We start from the raw sequence: 21,938 nt of genomic DNA, 5'->3' as shown, positions 1-21,938 counted from the left end.
TAATCCGCTCATTCTTCTTCCGGTTCCTCTACCGGCTCTTGATGATCACATGAAGTACACTGCAATCGTGTTCCCTGTTTGTTCCGCTTCTCAATCATTAGTGAGCCACAACTTGGACATGGTTTCGCTGACGGTTTATCCCATGATACAAAATCACATTCAGGATATTTGTCGCAACCATAGAAAATACGTCCCTTTTTACTGCGGCGTTCAACCACATGCCCTTCCTTACACTTCGGACAAGTTACACCGATATCCTTAATGATCGGTTTGGTATTCCGGCAATCCGGAAATCCGGAACATGCGAGAAACTTGCCGAAACGGCCCAGCTTATAAACGAGCGGTTTGCCGCACTTCTCACATATTTCATCCGATACTTCATCTTCAATCTCGATTTCTTTCATTTCTTCTTCTGCAAACTCAAGGCGTTTCTCAAAAGATTCGTAGAATTCTGCGAGTACTTTGACCCAATCCTCCGACCCTTCCTCCACATGGTCAAGATCACCTTCCATGTTGGCGGTGAACTCCACATTCAGGATCTCCGGGAAAAACTCCTCCATCTGTTCGATGACGAGTTCGCCCAATTCCGTTGGCATGAACTTCTTCTCTTCAATGGCAACATATCCACGCTTCTGAATGGTCTCCAGCGTTGGCGCATATGTACTCGGACGCCCTATGCCCAGTTCCTCAAGTGTTTTAACCAACCTTGCTTCCGTATAACGTGGCGGCGGCTGTGTAAAATGCTGTTTCGGCTCAATTTCCCGATTCTCCAGCACATCTCCATTTTTCAGCGGAGGCAGCAGACGATCTTCTTCCGTTGTGCCGTCATCATTACCTTCTACATATACCTTCATGAATCCTTGGAAACGAACCTTCGAACCAGCTGCCCGGAAAATTGTATCTCCTGCAGCAATGTCCACGGAGAGTGTATCCAGAACGGCAGATGACATCTGGCTCGCTATAAAACGTTCCCAAACCAGTTTGTACAACCGGAATTGATCACGACTCATAAACGATTTAATGGAATCCGGATCACGCAAAATTGACGTTGGACGAATCGCTTCATGCGCGTCTTGGGCATTGGCTGCTTTTTTGGAATAGTTTCTAGGCGTCTCTGGTGCAAATGGCTCACCGTACTTGCCAATAATGTATTCCTTGGCTTCTTCCTGAGCCGATGCTGCAATTCGGGTAGAGTCCGTACGCATATACGTAATGAGACCGACTGTGCCTTCTTTTCCGAGGTCTACCCCTTCATACAGCTGTTGGGCGACAGACATCGTCTTGGAAGCTCTGAAATTCAATTTACGCGCTGCTTCCTGCTGCAAGGAACTCGTTGTAAACGGAGCAGAAGGGTTACGGCTGCGTTCCTTCTCTTTAACTTCTTTGACTGTAAAAGAAGCGCCCTCGATCTGTTTTAAAATGGCCTGTACTTCTGCCTCACTGCCAAGTTCGGTCTTGGTGCCGTTTAACTGATGGAATTTGGCTTCAAACGGATTTCCGTCCGCTGTCAGTTTGGCAGTAATGCTCCAGTACTCTTCCGGTTCAAAATCATTAATTTCGTTTTCACGATCCAAAATGATTTTGACAGCCACGGACTGAACGCGGCCAGCGGACAATCCTTTTTTGACTTTCTTCCATAATAATGGACTAATTTTATATCCTACGAGCCGATCCAGAATACGTCTTGCCTGCTGTGCGTTAACCAGATCCATATTGATCTTGCGCGGCGTTTTGAACGCATCTTTGACAGCCTGTTTCGTAATTTCATTAAATACGACTCGGCAATCGGCAGTTTCATCCAGTTCAAGTGCATGGGCCAAATGCCAAGCAATAGCCTCACCTTCGCGATCCGGGTCAGCTGCGAGATACACTTTTTTCACTTTCTTTCGTGCATCCTTCAGTTCTTTCAAAATTGAACCTTTGCCGCGGATCGTAATATATTTCGGATTAAAATCGTTTTCTACCTCAACGCCGATCTGACTCTTTGGCAAATCGCGTACATGTCCCATCGAAGCTTTCACGATGAACTTGCTGCCTAAATATTTGCCGATCGTCTTCGCCTTTGAGGGCGACTCCACGATTACGAGTGCATCCGCCATAGGTTCATCCTCCTCTCAGTCATGAAACTGCTGCTTGTTTCTATGATTCATACTTCATCAGCAGCAGGACTAACTTCCGCTAATAATCTATTTTCACATGCTGCCTTGATCGCAGCATCGTCATACCCTTGCGTATTTAGTTCCAGGTAATTGGCTAATCTGCTTTTTTATGATTAAAGATAACAGAACTGAATGCAAATGTCCAAAATCCCAGTTGAGCTGTTCCACAAGTTGATCCAGTGATTGTTCTTCCTGCTCTAGCAGATAAATAACACGTTCTTCATCTGAAGATAGTTTTACGACAGGGAATATTCCTTGATTCGAAGTTTCACTACTTTCCGCCGAACGTCCTCTATTGTAAGGAAGTTGCTCCGCATTTGGCAAGTCCAATCGAAACTCTTCCAATAAATCTGTGGCACATGTCACCAATTTTGCTCCCTGACGAATCAGATTGTGCGAGCCTCGGCTTTTGGGAGATGTAATGGGACCTGGGACTGCAAAGACGTCTCTTCCCGCTTCGAGTGCAGCATCTGCAGTAATGAGTGATCCGCTTCGGATATCAGCCTCAACGACTAGCGTACCGAGGGTTAACCCTGCAATGATTCGATTACGTTCAGGGAATAACCCCTGACGCGCCCGTGTTCCCGGAGGATATTCTGACAAAAGCAGCCCTGTTTCGGCAATTCGTTCGGCAAGACTTGTATTTTCGGGAGGATAAATGTTGTCAATTCCTGTCCCAAATACCGCAATTGTTTTGCCGTTTGCACGAAGAGCCGCATCATGACATACGCTATCTATTCCTCTAGCAAGCCCGCTTACAATGGTCAGCCCTGCCTTGCATAATTGCTCGGTCAGTTTTTCACCAATTTTACGTCCGTATACAGTGGGCATGCGGGTTCCTACCATTGCAATGGATTGAGCGTGCAAGAGATTTAGATCTCCGCGACCATACATTACCCAGGGTGGCTGAACGGTTTCCTTCATTAATATGGGGTAATTCTGATCCAGATAGGTAATGACCTCAATTCCCTGTCTATAAACACGCTCTTGTTTCTGCTCAATCCAGTCGATATTGAATTGCTTGGTTAGACGGTCAGCCTGATCCTTGCGTAAACCCGCGGCAATCCAATCCCCTTCTTTATAATCCAGAAAATCCGTCAGTTGATGTTGTCCTGATAGCAGTTTCGAGATTGTTTTCTTACCAATACCATCCGTTTCATGCAGTCCAATCAAAATCCATCTCTCTTCCATAATCAGAAACCTCCCATAATGGGAAGAAAATCTTCCCTCATATTGTGTGATAAGTGACAACGGATTGCAAGCGTTTACTCTTACAGGCTGACAACAGCTTCCTTTTACACCCGTAAAAAAACGCAAAAAAGCAACCCTTCGCCCTGTTCAGGACAAAAGGTTGCTTACCTTTTCCGCATTATCAATAGTCGGCTCACCAGAAAAATAAATTTCCTGCACCGTTTCTTCTATTATAACGAAAAAAGAATTAGTGTGTCGTGCACAAATTCAGAATTCCGCGTTCTTCAAGTACGCTCACAAGAGTCGAGCCCATTTCAGCTGGCGTTGGAGCAACTTTGATTCCGCAAGATTCCAGTTTCGCAATTTTTTCTTTGGCTGTACCTTTACCACCAGAGATAATAGCACCCGCATGACCCATACGTTTGCCTGGAGGCGCCGTAACCCCACCGATAAATCCAACTACCGGTTTGGTCATGTTTTCGCGTACCCACTCTGCAGCATCTTCTTCAGCCGTACCACCGATTTCACCGATCATGATGACCGCATGTGTCTGCGGATCTTCATTGAACCGTTTCAGGATATCAATGAACTCGGAGCCTTTAACCGGGTCGCCACCGATTCCCACAGCAGAAGATTGTCCAATTCCACGTGCAGACAATTGATGAACAGCTTCATACGTGAGTGTTCCACTACGGGAAACCACGCCAACGTGACCAGGCATATGAATATAACCCGGCATGATGCCAATTTTGCATTCACCTGGTGTAATAACGCCCGGACAGTTTGGTCCGATCAGAACGGTATCTTTGCCTTCCATGAAACGGTCAACCTTGACCATATCAAGGACCGGAATACCTTCGGTAATACAGATCACGAGATCCAGCTCTGCGTCAACAGCTTCCATGATGGAATCCGCTGCAAATGCCGGAGGAACGTAGATGACGCTCGCTGTTGCGCCAGTAGCTTCCTTCGCTTCCTGTACTGTATTAAACACCGGCAGACTGACTACTTTGCCATCTTCCAGCGTGATATCAACATTGGTTCCGCCTTTACCCGGTGTAACGCCGCCTACCATCTGGGTTCCGTAGTCCAATGCGCCCTTCGTGTGGAACATTCCCGTTGAACCCGTAATGCCTTGCGTAATGACTTTTGTATTTTTATCAATCAAAATACTCACGTTGCTTCACATCCTTACGGTTATTTTTCAAGTGCCGGACAGCTCCGGAACTAAGGCAGCAATTTGCCCAGGAATGAACTTATTTTACGAGGGCAACAATTTTCTGTGCACCATCGGCCATGGAATCGGCAGGAACGATATTCAGGCCAGATTCACCCAAAATACGTTTGCCAAGCTCCACGTTAGTTCCTTCAAGACGAACAACCAGCGGTTTAGTCAGGCCCAGCTGCTTCGCTGCTTCAACAACACCATTGGCAATGACATCACAACGCATAATGCCGCCAAAAATGTTAACGAAGATACCCGCCACTTTGGCGTCAGACAAAATGATTTTGAAAGCTTCGGTCACTTTCTCTGTTGTAGCACCGCCCCCAACATCGAGGAAGTTGGCCGGGTCGCCGCCATAGTATTTGATGATATCCATCGTCGCCATCGCAAGTCCCGCACCATTTACCATACAGCCGATGTTGCCATCAAGTGCTATGTAGCTCAGGTCGAATTTGGAAGCTTCGATTTCTTTTTCGTCTTCTTCATCCAGGTCACGCAGTTCCAGAATGTCTTTGTGACGGAACAAGGCGTTGGAATCAAAATTCAATTTTGCATCCAGCGCGATAACGTTTCCATCTCCGGTAACAACGAGTGGATTGATCTCGGCAATGGAGCAATCTTTTTCGACAAATGCTGTGTACAACGCAAGCATAAACTTAACTGCTTTGTTCACCAACTCATTCGGAATACGAATGCTGTACGCCAGTTTACGTGCCTGGAACACTTGCAATCCAATTGCAGGGTCAATAATTTCTTTGAAAATTTTCTCAGGTGTAGCTTCAGCTACTTCTTCGATCTCTGTACCGCCTTCTTCGGAAGCCATCATTACGACGCGGCCTGTGGCACGGTCCACAACAACACCCACATAATACTCTTTGCGGATGTCGCACCCTTCTTCAATCAGAAGACGCTTCACTTCTTTACCTTCAGGTCCAGTCTGGTGTGTTACCAATACTTTTCCCAAAATTTCGGATGCATAAGCACGAACTTCGTCGATACTTTTCGCTACTTTCACGCCGCCGGCTTTCCCCCGGCCACCTGCATGAATTTGCGCTTTGACTACAGTCACCGGACTGCCCAGTGCCTCTGCGGCCGCAACCGCTTCATCGACTGTATAAGCAACCTTTCCGTTTGGAACGGTGACTCCATACTGTTTCAGTACTTCTTTTCCTTGATATTCATGGATATTCATTCTCGAATCCTCCTATCAACATGACTGCAACAAGGCGGGTTGGTAGACTAACAAAAGACAAATGTTGACTATTTTCACTTAAACCCAATTCATTGTAACATGTTTTTAAAACGCTTTCCTTAAAAAAGTAATGGTTAATAGACAGTATTTTGATATGGGTATGATCCCATATTGTGAATGCTTGGATATTAATGGAAAAAACCTCGGCTAATAAGCCAAGGTTTCTAATAGTAATACAACGATGCAGTTTATTTTCTGGCTTCTTTGGTGTTGGTCTGATGGACTTTCTCCAGAAGCCCCTTGAACTGTCCCAGTAAAGATTCAAACTCTGAACTGTTCAGACATGCATCTTCCCGGATCGCTTCAGGTATAGACAAGGCTTTATGGCGAAGTTCCCGCCCGGCGTCGGTAAGTGTAATCAATACTTTTCGTTCATCCTGAACTGAACGTTCGCGATGAATAAGTCCCGCTGACTGCAAACGTTTCAGAAGAGGTGTCAAAGTCCCTGAATCGAGGTAAAGTGCCTCTCCGATTTCCTTAACCGTACATTCTTCACGTTCCCACAATACCATCAAGACCAGGTATTGAGAATAGGTTACACCAAGCACCTCAAGGTAGGGCTGGTACATCTTCGTAATTTCACGTGAACAAGCGTATATGGCAAAGCATAATTGATTATCCAGCTTCAAACTTTCATTCTGCATATATCTGTCTCACCTACCTATTGTGCATTCTATATTTCTTATAATTGAGGCTTACAACTGTTATAACCGCTATAATTCGCGAATTATAAGGAGCCCTTCATCTATCTTATCATAAATTAGAAAAAAAACAGAATAATTGAGCACAAATGATTTTACTTTTCTATTTAATAGTGATAAATTTAATTGTATAAAATATAATTTGAGACATAGATGATCAAAATCATATGACTACTTAACAAAAAACTATTGATTGTTGAAACAGCTCAACCAGCTTCTACATTCTTTTTTCCCAACAGCGCGACATTGATTCAGAACTGAACATTCTATACATCTGCTAGAAACTTCATGCGGTAACTGTAAACAATCCAGGAGTCAGGGAATGATATACAACAGCTATGACGATGACGGGTTGACGCCCTGATTTCTTTTATATAAAATGCTTGTTAGAAGCTGAGGAAGCACCTTAATTCGTAGACTGGCCCGTATTATGCGCGCCAAGGACGAAGTGAGGTGTTTCTTTTATTATGTACGGAAAACTGCATAGTGCCTGTTTATATGGAATTGACGGCGTTTTGATTGAAGTGGAAACAGATTTGTCGAATGGTCTACCCCAGACGTCTATTATCGGATTGCCGGATTCGGCTATTCGTGAAGCGGTTGAACGCGTTCGTGCCGCTATAAAAAACTGTGGCTATCAGTATCCGCTGCAGCGGATTACGATTAATCTGGCTCCTGCCGATTTGCGAAAGGAAGGATCTTCTTTCGATCTTGCCATTGCTATTGGTTTACTGACAACAAGTGGTCAGCTGGTACTTCCTGCACAGGAACGGACATTGGTGGTGGGTGAGCTGGCATTGGACGGTTCAGTGAGATCTGTGCCTGGTATTTTGTCCATGGTCGATTTGGCGAAACGGCAAGGCTTTACCTCTGTTCTTCTGCCCGCCGATAATCTGGAAGAGGCTTCGTTGATTCGGGGTATACGGGTATATGGCATTCGTCATTTGCAAGATATCGTACCTGAACAGGAAACGAATTCAAAGAACAAGGAAGGACGGCTACAGAATACCAGGCCTGTTGTTTTAAAAAATTACACCCATCTGTCTGCTCTGAATCCCAATGTCGGTGATATGGAGCGACGTGAGGGTCCAATGCGATCTCCGTCGTTGGACGATGATTATAGTGATGTTTTGGGACAGCATCATGTGAAGCGTGCACTCCTGATTGCCGCAGCAGGCATGCACAATATTTTGCTCGTCGGACCACCAGGAACAGGGAAAACCATGTTAATTAAACGACTGCCTACAATTCTCCCACCGTTGTCCGAAGACGAAGCGCTGGAAGTCACCAAAGTGTTAAGTGCTGCTGGCAAGCTTAAAGATACCTCGAATGGTCTCATCGCGGACAGACCCTTTCGCTCTCCACACCATACGATCTCCACTTCAGGTCTAATTGGAGGCGGCGGCATCCCCAAACCGGGCGAGGTAAGTCTTGCTCACCGGGGGATATTGTTTCTGGATGAGCTGCCTGAGTTTCAGCGGCAAGTCCTAGAAGTGTTAAGACAACCATTGGAGGATCGTAAAGTCACCATTAGCCGGGCAAGAGCTGCCTTCACATTTCCAGCACAATTTATGCTCGCCTGCTCTATGAATCCCTGTCCTTGCGGATATCTCTCTGCCCAATCGGAGGATCAGCGCTGTATATGCAGTCCTGCTCGTGTTGCCGCCTACCGTGCCAAAATCTCGGGACCTCTGCTAGATCGCATCGACCTTCAGGTCGAAGTTCCTCCCCCAGGCGAGTGGCGCAAGGCAGGCGCTTCTCCTTCATCTGCGGAAATGCAGTCCAAAGTCATTCATGCTCATCATATTCAGGCCGCACGATATGCGAATCGTTCTGTTCGCTGGAACAGCCAGCTATCAGGTACCCTTCTGCGTCGAACGATCCGTCTGCCTGAAGAAGCTGACCAACTGCTTCAGCGGACACTGCAAACACTGAATCTAAGCATGCGTGCACATGATCGAATTATTAAGATGGCCCAGACAATCGCAGACTTGGATCATGATGGCGTCATTTTGACAGCTCATGTGGCTGAGGCGATTCAGTATCGTCAACTGGATTTGAATTTATTTTGAGCGAGGGTCATCCAGGCAATAAAGGCTATTAGGGCAAGGCTATAAGGGGAAATACGTGCCTCACCTTTAAGCATCATGAAAGGTTCAAGCGAGATATCTGTAGATTTCAAATTCAAGGTTAAATATTTTCACAAATCAAATACCCCTGCATATATATCCTCTTTATAAAAGAAGAATGCATACGTGCAGGGGCTTGGCATATAACATCACGTTCGAAAGTATAGCGAACAAGATATCAATTATTCAAATATAGTCAGCTTGTCCTTGGCTGGTGTACGTTCTTTGGCAGAAGGAATAACCTCCGGATACCCCATGTAAACCATTCCGATAATTTTTTCTCCAGCCTGAATGCCAAGGGACTTCCGGAATTTGGGTCCATACAGGAAAGGCTTGGTTACCCAGAACGTTCCGATGTCTTCACTCCATGCAGCGAGTAGGAAGTTCTGTACCAATGCACTCACTGCAGCAAAATCTTCATCCCAAATATTCTGGCGCGGATCTTCTTCCATAACGACAAGCATGACGGAAGGGACCTGTTTGATATTGGCAGAGAACTTGTTATCCTCTCCCATCTCTGCATCAATAGCGTCTGCGAGCTTGTTCAGTCCATTTCCGCTAAACAATAAAAACCGCCACGGCTCACGCAATTTATGATTGGGTGCCCATACGGCTGTATCTAACAAATCAATAATCTGCTGTGTGGGAACAGCTTCTTTTTTAAACTTTTTGACGGTACGACGATTTTGAATGGCTTCTCTTACAACGTTACCCGTTTGAGTAGATTTACTCATGACCATGCCTCCCAGGTTATAAAAAATTATCCATGACCGCAGTTCAAGCCTGCGGTGTGAATCGACTCATTTATGAAAAATCAAACGGTGCAGCAAAACTGGATTACCCTCTTGATTATACACTGATCTGTTCATTGGATTCAAAGGAATGCGGATAACATTATTTCGTTCTGATTATTTCGGATGCAAAAAGGCGACTTCGACTCTTCCCCCACGGAGGGATTCTTAGAGTCAACGTCGCCTTTCTTCATTATAAATAGCTATTTAATCAATAAGGGTATGATCCTGCTCCTTCATATTTCCCATTCACAAAATCCATTTTGTTTATTTTTTCTTGGTTGCCGGCGATATCCGTGCTGAAATACTCCACTGTTTTGACATCAGGAGCATAAATTTTTATTGGTCCGGTAAACGTGATCCATTGCCCGCCATTGATTCTGTACTGGGTCATCTTCAAGCCAGATCCGTTAACTTCATCCGTTGCCTTTAACTTAAAATTAAAACCATTAATATATTGTTTTCCGTTAGATACCTCTGTTAGAGGAATTAAGGCATATTTGGTTATAGGCGCGGTTTTGTCCACATTACTCTTGAGAATAAAATCAAAATTATTGTTAGGTCCTTTGACCAAAGTTACCCTAATCGTTTGCTTGATATAACCATCCGCTTCGACAGAGATTGTGCTTGGTCCCGGAAGCTGCTGTTTCATCGTATACTTACCTTGTTTGTCTGTTGTTGTCTGTAAACCATTGATTGTCACTTTGGCGCCTATGATCCCCTTTCCACTCTCATCGATCACCACGCCGTTTACAGCTGCAGCCTCTTGCAGATAGAAATTCAATTTATTCGTAGTTCCATAGGATACTGTCACATATTTCGTGTACGGAACATAGTCATTCGCATTGACCTCAACATCAATGTTTGTGGTTTGATATGCGTTAATCCCCGTGATGGCGTAGTTGCCATCCTTGTCTGTTTTAATTGTTTGGCTTACCGTTGTAGCTTTTACAATTGCACCCACAATAGGTTTGCCCGATTGGTCAGTCACTGTACCTACGATGGTGGCTGGCTCAAAGAGTACTAAATTCACTACTTTCGTATCCCCCGGATTCAAGGTTACATAACTAAAATTCATTCCTGAATCCAAGTACCCCTTCGCTACCGCTTTAATGGAGAAATCTGTGCTTTCACCTATCGCCGTTTCAAACCGAAAATCTCCTTTGGAATCGGTCTTCACTATTTGTTTTTGTTCCCCACCCGTTTGCTGCGTAATATGTACGTTCACATCTTTTACTGGAAAACCATCGAGATCAGTAATTTGTCCAATAATATACGCAGTTTGAGCGAAACGATTCCCCATTTCCCTGACAGAAGCATCTTTGGATGCTGCATATGTCGTTTCAGAATGCAGCAGACCAAACACCCCAGAAAATAATAAAAACACACTTAAACGAATCATCCATTTCCATTGAATACTCATGACAATCGTTCACCTCATCCAAATATAATAGTAAATTTTAACAATATGAAATTGTTACATCTATCTAACTGACTAACATTTCGAGCTTCCAAAATTCCCCGCCCCATACATATTGCCAAATCTCCTCGCCACCGTTCATGGTTTCACTTATATCCAGGACTTCCATTCTAGGAGTCTCCCAGACCTGTTTATCTTTCTTTTCTGCAGCAGATTGAATTTCCTTCATAGTTTACACCCTCTTTTTAATATTTTCTTTTCTTATTTTATTATGAATGATACATTTTGTATCTATTTATTTTAATACTTCAATCTCTTTTGTCGTCTAGCAATAAGTTAGAACACATCGCGAGGCTTTATTGTTTATGGAATTAGAATGAACTTGGGAATGGACATATATGGCAAGGAGAATGAGTGCACTTTATAACAAGCAACTCAGTAGCATAGACTGGTTTGAAACACATCGTTTGAGCTCTTATTTAGAGAATTATTAATGAGATGTAGTCCATTAACGTTCGGAAAAGGAAATATTAACAATAAGGATAATTTCAATTACTCACTTTTAGATACAAATTGTATCATCGTTACTGCATGTGAAGCAGTTATGTTCTTAATTTCTTTTTACCTATAACCAGCCCCAAAAAAATAACCCACAGGAGAGTCACTTTTTCAAGTGTCTTTCCTGTGGGTTAACAAGAATCCCTTATATAGTAGGAACTCAAAATGCATTAATAATATGATCAACCGAGACGGTTTCACCTGCTTTATCCAGCATGACTGCGATCACATCAAAACGAATTTGATGATTTGTCTCTCCCGTCATTTGCAAATATACAGATGCAGTTGCACGTACCTGCTTCATTTTACGGATATCTACCGACTCCTGGGGTGTACCATACTGCATAGTTCCGCTTCTACTGCGGACTTCAATAAAAATAATCATGCCTTCATGGGAAGCAACGATATCAATCTCTCCGCTACGGCAACGCCAATTGCGCTTCAAAATGCGATAATCATGCTCCTGAAGCCAGTCGCATGCAGCTTCTTCACCCAATCGTCCTTTTTGCTGACGTGTCAGTTTTGAAGCTGGAGCTTGTTCTGATCTGCGCTCTACCACGATTCCTCTTCCTCTCGTCCAGAAGCCAGACGGTCAGCACGATAAATGTAGGTCAACACTTCGGCCACCAGTTGATACAGTTCGGACGGAATCTGTTCATCCAAATCCAGCTTGGAAAGCACTTCAACAAGTGCGGCATCCTCCTGAACCGGCACACCATTTTCCTTGGCTTTATCCAGAATGGCCTCTGCTACTTTGCCACGGCCTTTGGCTACGACCACTGGCGCTTCGCTCTCACCAGGTACATATTTTAAAGCAACGGCCTTTTTGGATATCAGGTCCGGTTGCGAATCCTCTTTCATACCCGCATGTCCACCCCTTTGTATCGTTCAGGACTGTAGTCCGAGGCAGTCATTTTACGTTCAGCACCCTGTTCCTGGCCAACAGGCCAGGGTTCCGCCTTGAAAGTCAGCAACTGATAACCCAGCTTGTCCAGCGCCCGATGGATCTCTTCACGCCCACTTTCTAGAAGCGGTCCCATTCCTTCGCCGTCATTCAGTACACGCAGACTGACGATATTGTTGACAACATGCACATCGACCAGTGTTGGACCGAGACTTTTCATATCCAGATCGAACCACAGGCGACAGTTGGATGCATCCAACTCACCACGTTGTCCGCGGCGTGATTGAATTTGGACGGAAGCCGTCTCTTCTCCATCAGGTCCGGTAATGGGGATAAACCAGTGCATCTGTGCAAAGGTAGCACTCCGATCTGTTGTTAGCAATAACTGCTGACCTGTCAGAAATTGCACAGCCTGTCCGGCGGCATCCTTAAGCGCCGCCGGTGCACCATCGCTGCTGGCAAGCTGCAGCAGCAAGCCCTTGAGCGTGTCCGCGGTTCCCGGACTCGCCACATCCCCCACGCGCGCCTGCGCAGCCGCGCCGTGCACTGCCTGCTGCTCGTGCTCCGCACCGAGCAGCTTCAACACGCGCCCCACCCACGGGTCCCCCTCGTGGGTGACGGGCGCCGCCGCAGCTCCCGCAGGTGCTGCGGCACTACCGCCAGCCGGCAGCGCATCCGCGCCGGCTGGCAAAGGCTGCGGCACGCCTCCGGCAGCCGCAGCCGCCTGGCCGCCCTGCGATGCAGGGGCGGCCTGTGTCGCCGCACCAGGCTGTGCCGGTGCGGCTGTGGACGCGCTGCGCAGCGCGTCCAGCAGCGCCAGCAGCTTGGGCGCCAGCTGCGCTGCCGATGGAGCTGCTGGCGCCGCCTGCCCTGCTGCGGAAGGGCTAGGCCCCGCAGCAGCAGGCGTTTCACCGCGGCCGTCGGTTCGTCCGGCCACGCCACCCTCAGGCTGGCCTGCAATCACTCGGCCAACCGCAGCTTCCACTGCCGCCCCCGTCGTGCTCGGGCGGCTTCCAGCAACGCCCGCGTCAGCTGCACGCAGGCTCTCGCCAGGTATTCCGGTTCCTGCCGGAATACCTGTACCCACCTTGCCAGCAGTTTCAACATGGCTGGCCCCAGTCTTAACCCCAGCCATCTCGGCAGTCCCTGCTCCAGTCTGTCCATTGCCTTTCACCGCACTACTACCAACAGCATCCTCCGGTCCATCTGCCATTGGAGTACCACCAGCAGCTGCCCCAGGCACAGGTTGCCCAGATAAACCACTTGTTCCTCCTACCTGACGGTTACCGCCTAAGGCAGCTACCGTTTCTCCCGCCTGCTCTCCGTTTAACGGTACAGGCACTCCCCCCATAATGTTATTCTTCACCGTAGCCGCCTGTTCTCCGGTCGACAGCGTTTTACCCGCGGTTTGGGTTAGCATGGACTCCAGCTGTTCAGCCAACCCCTTCAACAACTGATGTAGTGGCGGGCCAAATACCGCTTGATGCAAGCCCTTTACCGTTTCCGCCGTAACCGGAAGACCACGCTGAAAAGCAATACCTGTTGCCTGCACCCACTCTTCAACAGGCACCTGCGCAGGTTTGGCTGTCATCATATTTTGAACCATGGCTACATTATCCTTGGTTAAAGGTAATCCGCTTCGCTGCATAGCTAACAGCAGTTCCCGATTCCCCTTGGTATCCGGTAAACCTACCTCCTGAAGCAAATTGTTCAAAGATGCCTGTGGCAGTTCTGCCAATGTACCCGTCAGAGGTTTCATTACCGTTACGCCATTTTCACCTGGAGGCTGGACCTGAAGCAACGTTGTTTCGCCTGGCCGAAGCGGAGTTTCCAGTTTTGCACGCACCTGTACTCCCTGAATCTGAAGAACCGCATCTGCTCCATCATCGGATACACTAACCACAGAACCCCGTACAACCTGACCTTCCTTTAACTCCAGTGGCTTGGCATTTCCCGGTTTACTATCCCCTAGCAACCCACGTATCACGGAACTTATATTCAAAACCTTCACCCTCCCTCCGTGTATGGTTTAATTAGAATAAAGTGTGCTGTTCTCCAAGCAGATTGCCGAGAAAACTGCGACGGTGCATGGGTGTAGCACCAAGAGCCATAATTTGTTCACGATGAAATTTCGTTGCATATCCCTTATGTATCGATAAACCATATTCCGGATATAACGTATCCCAATCCTCCTTGCAAAGCCTATCCCGGGTAACCTTCGCAATAATGGATGCTGCCGCAATGGATTGACTGTTGGCATCGCCTTTAATAATGGACAACTGCGGTATATTCACATCTACCTTTTCGGCATCCACCAACAGGTAGTCCGGCACGCCCTCAAGCGCTTCTACCGCACGTTTCATGGCAAGCCTTGCAGCCTGTTTAATATTCAGTTGATCAATCGTTTCCGCATCCGCATAACCGATCCCCACTGACAACGCCTTTTCCATAATGATGTCATATAATGCGTCGCGCTTTTTCTCCGTTAATTTCTTGGAATCATTAACCCCTTCCAGAATCAGATCACGAGGTAAAATAACGGCTGCCGCTACTACATCTCCAAATAAACAGCCACGTCCCACTTCATCAATTCCGGCAATATGTTCAAATCCGCTTTCCCAATATTCACGCTCATAGATCAGCAGATCTTTGGGCTCCACCAATTCTTTTTTCTTCTTTTTCGGTTCAACCAGGGCATCCAGTTGGGTCAATTCAGTTAACTCATTCATTTCCTTCATTACAGTGTCATCTCCTCTGCCCACTCTTGCTTCAACACATCATTTTTATATCATTTTATTATATAGACGTAGATTCCCCGATTTTTGTTCTATCAGATCCAATTAAACAAGAAATAAACTTCTGTGAAGCATACATGATCATACGATGGTGAGTTATTATTTTATCGGTATCTGATGGCTTAAATTGAAGATATTCAACATTGAGCTGGCTAAATCTTTATCACTCATCATAGCATGATTTAAGAGACCCAGATATACTTACAATGCAATCCCATAAAGTGCAATTTTCTAGAATCACCTTCCAGATCAATCACGGTTCCTCTATTTTAATTCCAGTACGGCAAAAAGCGACCGCTCCCGGTTATCCGGTAACGGCCGCTTCTTTCGGCAGTTGTTTCTTATTTAATAAGGAGCTTCCATAGAGAAACGTCCCATTTTGCCCGCACGCAGTTCACGCAGAAATGCTCGCGATGCCTTTTCCAAATCGATACGCCCACCACTTACCACACAACCACGTATACGACCAACCTGTTCCATGATCGCAACAACGCTGTCCGAATCATCCGCATCCTTGGAGAACTCCTGAAGTCCATAGCGTTCTTCAAGTGAATCCCAGTAATAACGCATCAGATAACTGATGCCAAAAAAGGCGATGTCTTCTGCATTCAGAATCTCTTCCTTAATTGCACCAGTTACCGCAAGACGATAACCCACGTTTTGATCTTCAAATTTCGGCCAAAGAATACCCGGGGTATCCAGCAGTTCCATCTCTTTACCCACTTTAATCCACTGTTGTCCCTTCGTCACACCAGGACGATCTCCCGTTGCCGCAATGTTCCGTCCAGCCAGTCTGTTAATTAACGTGGATTTACCCACGTTTGGAATACCAACAATCAGTCCACGAACCGCTCGAGGGTTAATCCCTTTAGCTACTTGACGGTCAATTTTTTCTTTAAGGAGAAGCTTGGCTTGTGTTGGGATGTCTTTCACGTTGGTTCCTGTTGAAGCATCTACAGGGAAAGCAGTGATTCCCTCTTTTTTGAAATATTCAATCCATTCTTGCGTCACTTTCGCATCCGCCAAGTCGGACTTATTCAACAAAATCATCCGGGGTTTGCCCTGTAAAATCTCGTCAATCATCGGGTTGCGGCTGGAGACAGGCAGACGGGCATCCAGCAGTTCGATGACCACGTCAATCAGCTTTAATTTATCCTGAATCTGGCGTCTGGCTCGGGTCATATGACCTGGAAACCATTGAATCGTCACCTTGTCTTCACCTCATTATTTGTTGATGTACAAGCTTTTTCTATAACATGCACACCGCATCACTTCGCTGGCAAAACCATCTTAGATCTCTATTATCCCCAGATTAGTTCTACCCTTAACGTTTAGTGCACATTCCATATTTTGCTTATACATCCTGCATTCATATTAATGGTTAATCCACTTGATATCGCCGATCGGCCAGAAAATCACATCTGCACGACCTACAATATCCTTCAATGACACATAACCGATCATCCGGCTATCTGTACTGTTCGGACGGTTATCCCCCATTACAAAAACATGACCTTCAGGTACTTTCCCATCCGGGAATTGCTCATTAGGGAAGTCCTTCACGTTATAGGTTCCACCGTTCGCTTCAGCAGCATCGATGGCTCCCTGAATGTAAGTCTCATCGACTTTTTTACCATTGACGAGAACCGTATCATCCTGGACCTCGACGGTATCACCAGCGACAGCAATGACACGTTTAATGAAATCACGGCCTTCAGATGGAACGTGGAATACGATAACTTCTCCGCGCTGTGGCTCTCTGATATCATATAAAATTTCATTGACGATCACACGTTCACCTGTATGAAAATTCGGCTGCATGGAAGGCCCGTCCACAACAAACGGTTTGAACAGCAACCACCGAATCAAAATGACAAGTACTAGTGCGATCACGATGGCTTTGAGCCATTCGAAAATTTCATTTTTGGCTTTTTTGGATCGACTGCCTTTCTCTTCGACAGTATTGCCCTGGTCCTGTTGAACTTCCTGTTCCATTAATGATCTTCCTCTCTTCACAGTACATGTTATAGCAGTTTTTACACATCATCAGTTATGTAATCTTTCACGCAAGCATTACCAGTACATTTAATCCACAATTCAAATGTCCTTCAATAACTGATTCCACAAGCCTCCCGGACTATTCGCGCATGTGCCGCCATACCATTTTACTCGGAAGTGCACCTCCGGTTCAACTTTTCCCGGACAAAAACGAAAAGGGCTTGTCTCCAAGCCCTCCCCGGTATCCGTTATATTAACGAATTTCTTTAATTCTCGCTGCTTTACCGCGTAGTTCACGAAGATAATAAAGCTTCGCACGACGCACTTTACCACGGCGAGCCACTTCGATTCTATCGATTTTAGGGGAATGAAGCGGGAAAGCTCTTTCCACACCTACACCGTAAGAAATTTTACGAACTGTAAAAGTCTCACTGATTCCACCACCACGGCGTTTAATCACAACACCTTCGAACAATTGGATACGCTCACGAGTTCCCTCGATTACCTTAACGTGCACTTTCAAAGTGTCACCAGGACGAAAACTCGGAATATCTTTACGAAGTTGTTCTTGTGTAATCGCTTGAACGATATTCATCTATGACTCCCTCCTTCCGTACAGGCGTTCATACTTCTTCCAGAGAACACCTTGTCTCCTTCATTATCCATAGAGGACCGCCGTATTCCACATAACAGACTTATTGTATCACGCACCATAACAAAACACAAGGAAAAATAAACAAATTGCTGACAGCACTCTTTGGTTCTTCAATCGCCTTCTTTAATGACCTTTATTCCAATTAGTCGTTATCCACTATAACGTTCATCTTAAACAAATCCTGAATTCTATTATAGTCACATTACATTCCCATTAAGCTACATCTCTCCCATCCTCTTTTCTGCACAATTCCTTTATGCACATCGAAGATTCGCCCCTATGGATTGTCATAATTAGTATTCTGGAATAAGTCAAGCATGAGACGGAAAAAATACTGTAACTTTCTGTCAAGAAAGATCGTCTATGATATAGCTTGTTGGATTACGTGCTGAGCATCTAAAATCTAATTCCACGAAGAAATGAAATGGCAAAAGGAGAACCAATCGACTTATGAAACACTTCAAAAAAATTGCTCTTGCTGCACTCGCATTACTCACTTGTACCATTACAATGTATGCGTATGCGGTAACTCATCCTACCAATGCAATGTCTCACAAAGCATGCACGTCCTGGGATATGGTCAAACGTAAGGCATTTCTAATGTCTCACTCCGACTATTCCAGCAAACCTGCACTTGATCTGGCTACCTTTCACATCGCACCAGGTTCGGCTACTGAAGTACCTGTACTGATGTATCATTACATACTGCCCAAAATCAACAATCACGAATCAAACAACAAATCGATCATTAATCTGGAAGATTTCGAAGAAAACATGAAATATTTGCATGAAGAAGGCTATAACACAATTACACTGGAGCAGCTAGAGCAATACGTGAATGGACAGATCTCCCTGCCCAAAAAGTCAATTGTCATCACCTTTGATGACGGATATCAGAACAATTATACGTTAGCCTACCCTGTGCTCAAAAAATATAATTTCCATGCTTCCCTGTTTGTAATCGGCAGCAAAATTCAGGATCAGCCTTCGGCTTTTGATCCAACCAAAAATACGTTTATCTCCAAACAGGAGATGCAGGCCGCTAAAGACGTCTTTGAGTTCAATAGCCATACCTATAATCTGCATCACAAAGGATATATGCGTTGCGGCGACAACGTACCTGTTGGACTCGACACAAGCCTGTTGAATGATGACGTAAAGCTGATGAAAGAAACGGGTATTGATACGCCATATCTTGCCTACCCTTTTGGTTATACCAGCACACAGATGATCTATCAACTTCAGCAAAATGGATATCGCATGGCCTTTTCCGTACGTTCAGGATTTGTTCGACCTGGGGATAATCCTATGAAGCTCCCACGATTAACGGTTACAACAGGAACCGATTTGGCTGCATTGCTCCATCATGAATCAGACCAACAGGAAATCCTTCCTGTCGTAGAGATCAGTCATTAAGTTAGATTGAAACTTCCCCGCCTGGATAAAGAGTCGAGCTATACAGCCTTTTCGGCTGAAGCTGGGCTCTTTTTAAGTTCACAGAGGTTGGAGTGGTTACATCCATCACTGAGCTGGAATAGATCACCGCCTCATGTGCATCATAAATGATGACCTGTTCCCTTCCGCTTTGACACAAGTCTGCGTGTACGGCATAGCCCTCTTTTCCGAACGCTGCAACCGTTTGCATGTTACCATTAATCAAAGATGGCAGGTCGCCCCCACCTCGGCGATAAGCCAGGATATAGTCAAGCCCGCTGTCATCCCAGTTGCGTACAGGCTCAATAATGGTTAACCAGCCACGAGTTTTACGATCTTCTTTCCATAGTTCTTTTCCGTCGCGATCCAGCATAAATAGTCCATCCTTACCATTCTCATCTCCACGAATAATCCGATCCAGACCTGCAATCTGTAATCCTTGTCTTTCGCCATAAAATTTCCCCAATGCAATATGCTGTGATTCAATCGAATCCTCATATCGCCATTTTTCATTACCGTGCCGATCCATCATCACCGTGACACTGCCACCGATAACAATTTCAACCTCTCCATCCTCGTCCACATCGCCAAACCATATACAGTCTGCATGATCATCAAGATTATGACAGGACCATAATAATGTTCCATCATGATCCAGCATGTCATACCCGGCCATCACTTCATCCTTGCCATCCCCATCGATATCGTATACCCACGGAAAATGACCTATATTGCCTTCATGCTTCCACAACACATTGAAATCATGGTCTAAAGCCCATAACGTCTTATACCGATCCTTCAGCAGGATATCCATTGTGTGTTGGTCCCCAGTCAGGTTTGCAAGGATAATACAGTCATGCGCTTGCTCTCCAGGCAAATCATGACGTTTCTTTATCACCCCGGTTCTTCCGTCCAGAATAAGAAATTGTTTGTTCATTACACACAGCACTTCATTATTTCCGTCCCCATCCCAATCTGCAATCTGAGCGGGATAGTCTGATCCTGGACCGCCTGCGTCCGGATTTGGTGTTCCGACCTGCCACATTAATGTTCCATCCAGATCATATGCCGACAAACAGCATACCTGATGCGGAACGTAACGATCGTCTATGCCCCCATCTGCCTGTACCAACAGCATCTCAAGCCTGCCATCTCCATTCAGATCCCCCAGAAGCATCTTGCAGCGCTCTCCAGCTTCACTAATATTCACTCTGCCAACTTCATAAGGCTGATAATTCATATTCTTCCTCCTCAGCATGTCGTCATACGCTTCTAGCTGAGATCACCATAAAGAAATTTTTCAGTTTATACAACCCCATTTCGGAACATGCAAAAATGTTCAAAGCGGCAAGAGTGTTCAATAGTAGGAGTAAGCTTGTTAGCTTATGGCTTAATCCATTCTAGAAATTCAAGTCGATTTCCAAAGGGATCATTGATATAGAACCTTTTTACACCTTCATCAGTCCGCGCTTCATCATCAATGACTTGAATATGGTTACGATTCAGAACGTCACGCAACGCATCTAAATTCTGTACGTGAAATGCCGGATGTGCTTTTATAGCGGGAACAAAATCTTTTTGCACTCCAATATGTACTTGATGCATGCCACATTGAAACCAAACACCACCACGTTTTCTCAACATTTCAGGTTTGGGAATCTCGTTCCAACCTAACACTTTAATAAAAAAATCACGTGCATCCGTTTCACACTCTTCTGGTGCAGCAAGTTGCACATGGTCAAGACCATAAAAGTGATAAGACATATATACGCCACCTTTCGTTTCATTTGATGAAACCAAGTTTCATATTATACTCACATTTTATAGTACCTGCCGATGAAAATCCAGTTTTTTCACATTCTTCAATATAAAAAAAGACCAACCTATATATCACTAGGCTGGTCTTTCAGACTTTCGAAAGAGATTATTTTACGTGCTCAAACGAAATACCATCAAATTACTCAACATTCTTTTCACGTTCGGAACGAATCTTATTTAGCCAAATTCGTTCTTTGTCCGTCAAGTCCGCCGTCTCCAACATATCGGGTCTACGTTCCAGCGTACGAAGCAAGGATTGCTCTCTGCGCCATGCCTCAATATTCAGATGATGTCCGGATAACAGCATATCTGGAACCTTCATACCTCTGAATTCGGGAGGACGTGTATAATGCGGGTATTCAAGCAATCCGGTACTAAAGGAATCCGTTACAGCACTTGTCTCATTGCCAAGCACACCCGGAATAAGGCGCACAATACTGTCGATCGCCACCATCGCAGGCAGCTCGCCACCCGTCAGCACGTAATCACCAATCGACAACTCGTCCGTCACGAGAAATTCACGGATACGCTCATCGTAGCCTTCATAATGTCCGCAAATAAAAATCAGATGATCTTCTTGTACAAGTTCCTCTGCTTTTTTCTGTGTGAACGTCTCACCTTGCGGACACATTAGAATAATACGTGGCGGTTTCATCGTTGCCGCAGCTTCGCCCCGCTGCTCTAATACATCTTCAACAGCAGCAAAGATGGGGTCTGGCTTTAATACCATACCTCCACCTCCACCATAAGGTGCATCGTCGACTGTATTATGTTTATTGGTCGCAAAATTCCGAAAGTTTGTTGCTCCCAGAGATACAAGCCCTTTGGTTTGGGCTTTACCCAGAATACTGGTTCCGAACACACCGTCAAACATTTCCGGGAATAGGGTTAATACATCCACTTTCATG

The 21,938-nt window shown here is 45.5% G+C and carries 20 protein-coding genes; 2 read left to right on the top strand and 18 right to left on the bottom strand.

The features are described 5' to 3' along the window. Positions 1 to 8: 8 nt before the first annotated feature. The 5 genes from topA to BMY78_RS06975 all read right to left on the bottom strand — a co-directional run bounded on the left by topA (position 9) and on the right by BMY78_RS06975 (position 6,471). The gene (gene topA, locus BMY78_RS06995; RefSeq protein WP_090895940.1) at positions 9 to 2,099 is read right to left on the bottom strand and encodes a type I DNA topoisomerase; all 2,091 of its coding nucleotides are present in this window, start codon (positions 2,097 to 2,099) and stop codon (positions 9 to 11) included. A 120-nt stretch (positions 2,100 to 2,219) separates the two neighbouring features. Next, positions 2,220 to 3,350, bottom strand: a complete 1,131-nt coding sequence (gene dprA, locus BMY78_RS06990) for a DNA-processing protein DprA (protein ID WP_090895937.1) — start codon at positions 3,348 to 3,350, stop codon at positions 2,220 to 2,222. 247 nt (positions 3,351 to 3,597) lie between these two features. After that, on the bottom strand, positions 3,598 to 4,527 hold the full coding sequence (gene sucD / locus BMY78_RS06985; protein ID WP_076289497.1) for a succinate--CoA ligase subunit alpha: 930 nt from the start codon (positions 4,525 to 4,527) through the stop codon (positions 3,598 to 3,600). A gap of 79 nt (positions 4,528 to 4,606) precedes the next feature. After that, positions 4,607 to 5,767 (bottom strand): ADP-forming succinate--CoA ligase subunit beta, encoded by a 1,161-nt coding sequence (gene sucC, locus BMY78_RS06980; protein ID WP_090895935.1) that lies wholly within the window; start codon positions 5,765 to 5,767, stop codon positions 4,607 to 4,609. Positions 5,768 to 6,015: 248 nt separating this feature from the next. Further along, positions 6,016 to 6,471 carry a MarR family winged helix-turn-helix transcriptional regulator gene (locus tag BMY78_RS06975; RefSeq protein ID WP_090895933.1) on the bottom strand — a complete coding sequence of 152 codons (456 nt, stop codon included), beginning with the start codon at positions 6,469 to 6,471 and terminating at the stop codon, positions 6,016 to 6,018. A gap of 524 nt (positions 6,472 to 6,995) precedes the next feature. On the opposite strand from BMY78_RS06975, the gene BMY78_RS06970 reads away from it, so the two are divergent. Next, positions 6,996 to 8,600 (top strand): YifB family Mg chelatase-like AAA ATPase, encoded by a 1,605-nt coding sequence (locus BMY78_RS06970; RefSeq protein ID WP_090895931.1) that lies wholly within the window; start codon positions 6,996 to 6,998, stop codon positions 8,598 to 8,600. Positions 8,601 to 8,839: 239 nt separating this feature from the next. Here BMY78_RS06970 and BMY78_RS06965 read toward each other — a convergent pair whose 3' ends face one another. The 10 genes from BMY78_RS06965 to rplS form a co-directional block, all read right to left on the bottom strand. Beyond that, complete coding sequence (locus tag BMY78_RS06965) at positions 8,840 to 9,391, bottom strand: nitroreductase family protein (protein WP_090895928.1); 552 nt, start codon at positions 9,389 to 9,391, stop codon at positions 8,840 to 8,842. A gap of 268 nt (positions 9,392 to 9,659) precedes the next feature. Continuing rightward, entirely contained in the window at positions 9,660 to 10,871 is a 1,212-nt protein-coding gene (locus tag BMY78_RS06960; RefSeq protein ID WP_090895926.1) for a carboxypeptidase-like regulatory domain-containing protein, read from the bottom strand. A 64-nt stretch (positions 10,872 to 10,935) separates the two neighbouring features. Further along, positions 10,936 to 11,097 (bottom strand): paeninodin family lasso peptide, encoded by a 162-nt coding sequence (locus tag BMY78_RS32490; RefSeq protein ID WP_143067009.1) that lies wholly within the window; start codon positions 11,095 to 11,097, stop codon positions 10,936 to 10,938. 489 nt (positions 11,098 to 11,586) lie between these two features. Further along, positions 11,587 to 11,985, bottom strand: a complete 399-nt coding sequence (locus BMY78_RS06955; RefSeq protein ID WP_090895924.1) for a YraN family protein — start codon at positions 11,983 to 11,985, stop codon at positions 11,587 to 11,589. Continuing rightward, the gene (locus BMY78_RS06950) at positions 11,979 to 12,287 is read right to left on the bottom strand and encodes an EscU/YscU/HrcU family type III secretion system export apparatus switch protein (protein WP_090895922.1); all 309 of its coding nucleotides are present in this window, start codon (positions 12,285 to 12,287) and stop codon (positions 11,979 to 11,981) included. The genes BMY78_RS06955 and BMY78_RS06950 overlap by 7 nt, the downstream gene beginning before the upstream one ends. Next, positions 12,284 to 14,341, bottom strand: coding sequence for a TrbL/VirB6 family protein (locus tag BMY78_RS06945; RefSeq protein WP_256221978.1), 2,058 nt, complete (start codon positions 14,339 to 14,341; stop codon positions 12,284 to 12,286). The genes BMY78_RS06950 and BMY78_RS06945 overlap by 4 nt, the downstream gene beginning before the upstream one ends. 22 nt (positions 14,342 to 14,363) lie before the next feature. Beyond that, a complete protein-coding gene (locus tag BMY78_RS06940) occupies positions 14,364 to 15,068 on the bottom strand; it encodes a ribonuclease HII (protein ID WP_371129121.1) in 705 nt (234 codons plus the stop codon). Positions 15,069 to 15,470: 402 nt separating this feature from the next. Continuing rightward, positions 15,471 to 16,334 (bottom strand): ribosome biogenesis GTPase YlqF, encoded by an 864-nt coding sequence (gene ylqF / locus BMY78_RS06935; RefSeq protein WP_090895917.1) that lies wholly within the window; start codon positions 16,332 to 16,334, stop codon positions 15,471 to 15,473. 165 nt (positions 16,335 to 16,499) lie between these two features. After that, positions 16,500 to 17,120 carry a signal peptidase I gene (gene lepB, locus BMY78_RS06930; protein ID WP_090895915.1) on the bottom strand — a complete coding sequence of 207 codons (621 nt, stop codon included), beginning with the start codon at positions 17,118 to 17,120 and terminating at the stop codon, positions 16,500 to 16,502. 256 nt (positions 17,121 to 17,376) lie between these two features. Beyond that, positions 17,377 to 17,718, bottom strand: a complete 342-nt coding sequence (gene rplS, locus BMY78_RS06925) for a 50S ribosomal protein L19 (protein ID WP_024630190.1) — start codon at positions 17,716 to 17,718, stop codon at positions 17,377 to 17,379. A 510-nt stretch (positions 17,719 to 18,228) separates the two neighbouring features. Here rplS and BMY78_RS06920 point away from each other — a divergent pair. Further along, positions 18,229 to 19,194 carry a polysaccharide deacetylase family protein gene (locus BMY78_RS06920; RefSeq protein ID WP_090895911.1) on the top strand — a complete coding sequence of 322 codons (966 nt, stop codon included), beginning with the start codon at positions 18,229 to 18,231 and terminating at the stop codon, positions 19,192 to 19,194. Position 19,195: 1 nt separating this feature from the next. Here the strand turns inward: BMY78_RS06920 and BMY78_RS06915 are convergent, their stop codons facing one another. The 3 genes from BMY78_RS06915 to trmD form a co-directional block, all read right to left on the bottom strand. After that, entirely contained in the window at positions 19,196 to 20,452 is a 1,257-nt protein-coding gene (locus BMY78_RS06915) for a hypothetical protein (protein ID WP_090895908.1), read from the bottom strand. A gap of 143 nt (positions 20,453 to 20,595) precedes the next feature. Continuing rightward, positions 20,596 to 20,976, bottom strand: coding sequence for a VOC family protein (locus tag BMY78_RS06910; RefSeq protein WP_090895906.1), 381 nt, complete (start codon positions 20,974 to 20,976; stop codon positions 20,596 to 20,598). A 193-nt stretch (positions 20,977 to 21,169) separates the two neighbouring features. Further along, positions 21,170 to 21,937, bottom strand: a complete 768-nt coding sequence (trmD, locus tag BMY78_RS06905; RefSeq protein WP_090895903.1) for a tRNA (guanosine(37)-N1)-methyltransferase TrmD — start codon at positions 21,935 to 21,937, stop codon at positions 21,170 to 21,172. Position 21,938 lies beyond the last annotated feature (1 nt).

The sequence above is a fragment of the Paenibacillus sp. OK076 genome, from assembly GCF_900110055.1.
Classification (GTDB): domain Bacteria; phylum Bacillota; class Bacilli; order Paenibacillales; family Paenibacillaceae; genus Paenibacillus.
The sequence above is the reverse complement of the archived record's forward strand: the minus strand, read 5'-3'. Positions and strand labels throughout refer to the sequence as shown.